The following is a 5,950-nucleotide window of genomic DNA, read 5'->3' as shown; positions in this document are numbered from 1 at the left end:
CATAGGTATCTACACATTTATCGTGATACCTGTTATTACTTTGCAGAATGATTTCAACCTATCTGTTGGCGGGATTGACTCTCGCCTTACCCGCCGATATCAGACGCTGGTTAAACAGCATATGACGCCCGCGGCTCTTCTTGCTTCTGCGGTTAAAGACCTCGCAAGTGCTCAAAAATCAACTTTCGCAACTACCCAAGCTGTCTGGCGTTTTCTGAATAATAAGCGAATTAGCTTCAGTCAACTCAATGAGCCAATTATTTCGCTAGCACTTGAGCAAATTTCGCTTAGCCCGCATCCATACGCTCTCGTTGTTCATGATTGGTCACGTTTACAATTTCTTTACCATCATGCCAAATACGGACGCTTAAAAATGACGCACGGTGGCGATGTTGGATATGAACTTCAAAGCAGCTTGCTGGTTGATGCTGGCACGGGTTTGCCAATAGCGCCTCTATCTCAGACACTTACCGATGCAACCGGTTGTCATTCAACGTTGGCGGAAGGACTGTCCGAACGGCAGACACATATGGACGCCTTGACGACCGATATTGCCCGTGTGGAATCGCTTAATATAGGTAAAAAGCTGATTCATATAATTGATAGAGAGGGTGACTCTATTGGACATATGCGGACGTTGAGTACTCAAGGAATATGCTGGCTTATCCGAGGAAAAGAAGGACATGGTGCAGAGTGGCAAGGTAATTCATTGAAAATTGGTGAGATTGCTGCTCTTCTGCCATACAACGGATGCGGACAGGTAGACTGGAAAGGGAAAAAAGCTGATATGGAAATCAGTGAAACCTCGATAGTCATAACCCGAGCTGCGCAGCAGAAGCGTAAAGATAAAGAAACCGGCCGCCGCATAAAAATCCAACCTGGAGAGCCTCTGACGGTCAGATTGGTTGTTGTTCGGCTTACGGATGATCTCGGTAATGTGGTGGGACGCTGGACGCTGCTTACAAACGTTTGCAGCGAGATCACCTGCGAGGAAGTAGCTCGTTGGTATTACTGGCGCTGGAATATTGAATCATTTTTTAAGTTGCTGAAAGGTGCCGGACATGACGTAGAAACATGGCTTCAGCGCAGCGCGCCAGCCGTACTACGCAGGTTGTTAATAGCCAGTATGGCTGCTGTTCTGGTATGGCGGCTGCAACGCGCTGAAGGAGAAGAAAATGCGGCAGCCCGCCAGCTGATATGTCGCTTGTCAGGACGACAGCAAAAGCGAGGCCGCAGAGAGAGCGCTCCTGCTCTGCTCGCTGGCCTATCCATCTTGTTGAATACACTAAAATTATTATCGGAATATAGTCTGGAAGAACTTACTCATTTAGCGAGAGTTGCTCTTAAGCCTCCTCCCTGATGTGTAGATACCTATGCTTAAACCCTCCGCCGCCGATCCGGCCCATTGCGCTCAATTGCAGCTAACCATGCAGGATACTGACGGTCAGCCTTTCGACGTTGAGCCGCGTAATGTGCTCAACCGCCTCTGGCAGCAGTTGCGCGCGCGGGCTTTATCCGGTGGTGGCGGCGGAGCTGGAATTCTATCTGATGGACCGACGGCGTAATGCGGCGCAAATGCCGCAGCCGCCCCGTGAGCACCGCGGTCAGCCGCGTCAAAAACACAGTCAGGTGTATTCGCTGGACAGACTGGATTGCTGTAGCGCGGTACTGGACGATATCGCCCGGCTGGCGCGTCTTCAGGGGTTATCCACGGAGGGGGCGGTTGCGGAATCGGCGCCGGGGCAGTTCGAGATCAACCTTGCCCATAGCGACAACGTGCTCGACGCCTGCGATCGGGCGTTGCAGTTGAAACGGCTGGTGCGTCGGGTGGCGGAGCAGCACCGATTAACCGCGACCTTCATGGCTAAACCCTATGAAGCCTGGACCGGCAGCGGCCTGCATATCCACCTCAGTATGCGGGATGCCGCAGGCAACAATGGCTTTATCGGCCCGCATGCGCGCCCGTCGCCGCTGATGGCGCGCGCTATCGCCGGCATCGTGGACTTGTTGCCGGCCTCCATGGCGCTGCTGGCGCCCAATGTTAACGCTTTTCGCCGCTTTCAGCCGGGCGGTTACGTCCCGCTGCGCGCGAATTGGGGCTTTAATAACCGGACGGTAGCCGTGCGTATTCCCTGCAGCGATGCGGATAATTGTCGTCTGGAATACCGCGTCGCGGGGGCTGATGCCAACCCGTATTTGGTCGTGGCGGCGCTGCTGGCCGGCATCTTGCACGGGCTTGATGGCAATGCGCCGTTGCCGGCGAGGGTACGCGGCAACGGCGCGCTGGCGGGGGGAGAACCGCTGCCGCTGCGTCAGTGCGAAGCCCTGACCGCGTTCGCCAATGATACCCGCCTGCAGGCCCTGCTCGGTGAGCGTTTTTGCCGTCTGTTTCATACCTGTAAAACCGCTGAGCTGAGCCAGTTTGAGCGGCGGGTGACGACCACCGAAATCGACTGGATGCTGAACAATGCCTGAAGCGGCGCGGCTTGCCATCCCGGCGTCGCTGTAGCAGAATACCGCCCGAAAAAAAACCGGCGCCTCACGGCGCCGGTTTTTTCATCGTTGTTTCGCGCAGGCTGGCAGGCGCGCGACATGTTGTTACCCGATGAGGCGCCTTCGCGCGTGCATGAGGACGTAAAGAGCTATGGGGCAGAATGTGATGGCAGGGGCGGAGCCCGCCGAACGCGCTACGTTAAGTAAAACCCTGACCTTGTTTCAGGTGGTGATGATAGGCCTGGCCTACCTGCAACCGATGACCTTGTTCGATACCTTCGGTATTGTTTCGGGCCTGACCGACGGGCATGTGGCGACCGCCTATGCGGTGGCGTTGTGCGCCGTGCTGTTCACCGCGCTCAGCTACGGCAAGCTGGTCCGTCGCTTTCCCTCGGCCGGCTCGGCCTATACCTACGCGCAAAAAGCCATCAGCCCCGGTGTCGGCTTCATGGTGGGGTGGTCGTCGCTGCTGGATTATCTCTTTATGCCAATGATCAACATTTTGTTGGCCAAAATTTATTTGCAGGCGCTGTTTCCGTCGGTGCCGGCATGGATCTTCGTCGCAGCGCTGGTCGCGATGATGACGTTGTTCAATTTACGCGGCATCCGTCTGGTCGCCCATTTCAACGGCCTGATTGTGGTGCTGCAGGTCGCAATTATTCTGGTGTTTCTGGGACTGGTTATCCGCGGGGTATTGCAGGGGGAAGGCAGCGGCACGTTGGTGAGTTTGACGCCGTTTTGGTCGGACAACGCCCACCTCATTCCCATGATAACCGGCGCCACGATCTTGTGTTTCTCGTTCCTGGGTTTTGACGGCATCAGTTCGCTCTCGGAAGAAACGCCGGATGCCGGACGGGTGATCCCCCGGGCGATTTTCCTGACGGCGCTCGTCGGCGGCATTATTTTTATTATTGTCTCCTACTTTTTGCAGCTGTTTTTCCCCACGATCGCGCGCTTTCACCATCCTGACGCCTCGCAGCCGGAAATCATGCTCTACGTGGCGGGGAAATTGTTTCAGTCGGTGGTGCTGTGTTTTTCCTGCGTAACGGTGCTGGCGTCCGGCATGGCGTCCCATGCGGGCGTTTCACGGCTGTTGTACGTTATGGGGCGCGACGGCGTGTTTCCGGCGCGCTTTTTCGGTTTTGTCCATCCCACCTGGCGCACGCCGGCCCTCAATGTACTGCTGGTGGGCCTGATTGCCCTGTCGGCGGTGTCATTTGATCTGGTCACCGCGACCGCGCTGATTAACTTCGGCGCGCTGGTGGCGTTCAGCTTCGTCAATCTGTCGGTTATCGCGCAATTCTGGCTGCGGGAACAGCGTCGCCGCCATTGGCGCGATCACCTGCACTATCTGTTGCTGCCGCTGGTGGGGGTGCTGACGGTAGGCCTGCTGTGGCTTAATCTGGAGGCCAGCTCCATGATGCTCGGACTCAGCTGGGGCGCCGCGGGCGTGGTGTATCTGCTGTTGATGACGCGCGGTTTTCGCCGCGCGGTGCCGCAATATCGTGAAGAGCTGGCGGGGTAGTGCGGCACCGCCGCCTTCCCGTTACAATGTCTGCAAATACTCGAACAGCGCGCGCAGTAGCCGCGTTTTGTGCTCATCCCCTTCATGGGCCAGATACAGCGTCTCCAACTGCTGCACATAGGCCTCCAGCCGCGGCTGGGTGAAGCGGGTCTTGCGGTGCTCAAGCCAGCGTAACTGCTCATCGTGGTCCAGCGTGTGGGGGAAGTTGCGCGCGCGATAGCGGAACAGCAACGGTTTCAGGCGCGGGTCGACAAAGCTGATATCCAGCGCCGGCAGATTTTCCGGCGCGGTGGCGAGAATAATCTCCATCGCGGCGCGGTCGGCATCGCTGAAAAAGCCATCATATAACTGAGCATCCACGTCATCCGAAGGCGTAAAAGGCGCGCTTTCGGCAAACAGCGCCACCACTTTCTCGCGCAATTCCGGCCGCGCGCGCAGCCAGGCCAAATTGTCCAAACAGCGTTGACGCTGAATGCCGAGGCGTTCGGCATCCATTGGCCGTAGCGTATTGGCGGGCGCCAGCACCGGGCACTTATTCAGGTGAACCAACTTCAGCGGGACCGCGGCATTGTCACCCAACGCGTCGCGTCGCGTGTACAGCCGGGTACGCAGTGCATCGCTGTCCAAATCCGCCAGCACCTGCATGTCGCCACTGAGATCGCACACGATAAGCGCATTCGCATTGTCGGGATGCCAGGCGAGCGGCGCAATCCAGGCGGTGTTGCCCCGGGCGGCGCCAAACATGCTCGAGACATGCACCAGCGGTTTCATCGTGGCGATGTCGATAAGGGATTTCAACTGCCGCTTGCCGCGGTGGCGGTAGAGATAGTCAAACAGCTTCGGCTGCGCCTGGCGCATCAGTTTAGCCATCGCCAATGTGGCATAGACGTCGGCCATGGCATCATGCGCGTTGGCATGTTCAATCCCGTTGGCCCGGGTCAGATGCTCAAGCCGAAAGCTGGGCAGCCCGTCGTCATTCAGCGGCCATTCAATGCCGTCGGGGCGCAGGGCATAGCAGGCGCGCACGACATCGAGCAGATCCCAACGGGAATTACCCTGCTGCCAGCTCCAGCCGTAAGGATCGTAAAAATTGCGATAAAACAGGTTGCGGCTGACCTCATCGTCGAAGCGGACGTTGTTGTAACCTAATATGCAGGTATCGGGCACGCTGAATAATTGATGAATACGGCGGGCGAATTCCGCTTCTGTGACACCGTCACGCAGGGCCTGTTGAGGCGTAATGCCGGTAATCAGTACCGCCTCCGGGTCCGGTAAATAATCATCGGTCGGACGGCAAAAAAAGACCGCCGGCTCGCCCAGAGTCTCGAATTGGCTGTCGGCGCGTATCCCCGCAAACTGTGCCGGCCGGTCAAGAGCGGGGTGCTTGCCGAAGGTTTCGTAATCGTGCACCAAAAAGGTGGGTTGCTTTAGCGGGTTAGCCATGTTGTGTCCCCTTCCTTTTAGGGTAGTCAATTCCTTGATGAGTCATGTTTATGCCGTCCATTGTGTTCACGGGGTTCCCGCTATGTGGTGCTGACGTTGCCGATGTTACCGCTGTGGCCTGGACGTGGGGAGAGGCAAATCGCGCCCTCTCCGGCGGCGGGACCCTTTTTCCCCAGGGTTAACGTATTTCAGTCGGTTGACGCGGCGCAGTTTGTGCATTCACCGTCAGGAAAACTGACATTAACCTGATTTATGCCGGCGCGCCAATCATCCCCGTTCATTTACTTTATAGTTAATGGACGGTGTTGCGTTGTCGGTGCTTTAGAAGTCGCCCGGCGCCGATCGCGACATATTAACGACAGTGAATCACCCCGGATAAATTAGAGTCTATACTTTAAAAGTGGAGGTCTCTATGACAACGACCAAACGTTACTCTCCGGAAGTCCGTGAACGGGCAGTTAATCTAGTGCTGGAAACTCAGCATGAGCA

Annotated in this window: 3 protein-coding genes and 1 pseudogene; 3 read left to right on the top strand and 1 reads right to left on the bottom strand. The window is 56.7% G+C overall.

Annotated features, from left to right (window positions below):
• The 3 genes and pseudogenes from CINSTRO3249_RS11655 to CINSTRO3249_RS11645 all read left to right on the top strand — a co-directional run.
• Nucleotides 1-1,360, top strand: a 1,360-nt coding sequence (locus tag CINSTRO3249_RS11655) for a flagellar biosynthesis protein FlhF (protein ID WP_254304262.1), incomplete at its 5' end; no start/stop codon positions are given.
• A 16-nt stretch (nt 1,361-1,376) separates the two neighbouring features.
• Nucleotides 1,377-2,475: pseudogene (locus CINSTRO3249_RS11650) on the top strand (glutamine synthetase family protein); the annotation flags it as partial.
• Nucleotides 2,476-2,644: 169 nt separating this feature from the next.
• Entirely contained in the window at nt 2,645-4,018 is a 1,374-nt protein-coding gene (locus CINSTRO3249_RS11645; RefSeq protein ID WP_074013403.1) for an APC family permease, read from the top strand.
• Nucleotides 4,019-4,039: 21 nt separating this feature from the next.
• Here the strand turns inward: CINSTRO3249_RS11645 and sbcB are convergent, their stop codons facing one another.
• Complete coding sequence (gene sbcB, locus CINSTRO3249_RS11640; protein ID WP_074013402.1) at nt 4,040-5,461, bottom strand: exodeoxyribonuclease I; 1,422 nt, start codon at nt 5,459-5,461, stop codon at nt 4,040-4,042.
• Nucleotides 5,462-5,950: the final 489 nt, after the last annotated feature.

Origin of the sequence: Candidatus Sodalis sp. SoCistrobi, assembly GCF_900143145.1 — a bacterium.
Taxonomy (GTDB): domain Bacteria; phylum Pseudomonadota; class Gammaproteobacteria; order Enterobacterales; family Enterobacteriaceae; genus SoCistrobi.
The sequence above is the reverse complement of the archived record's forward strand: the minus strand, read 5'-3'. Positions and strand labels throughout refer to the sequence as shown.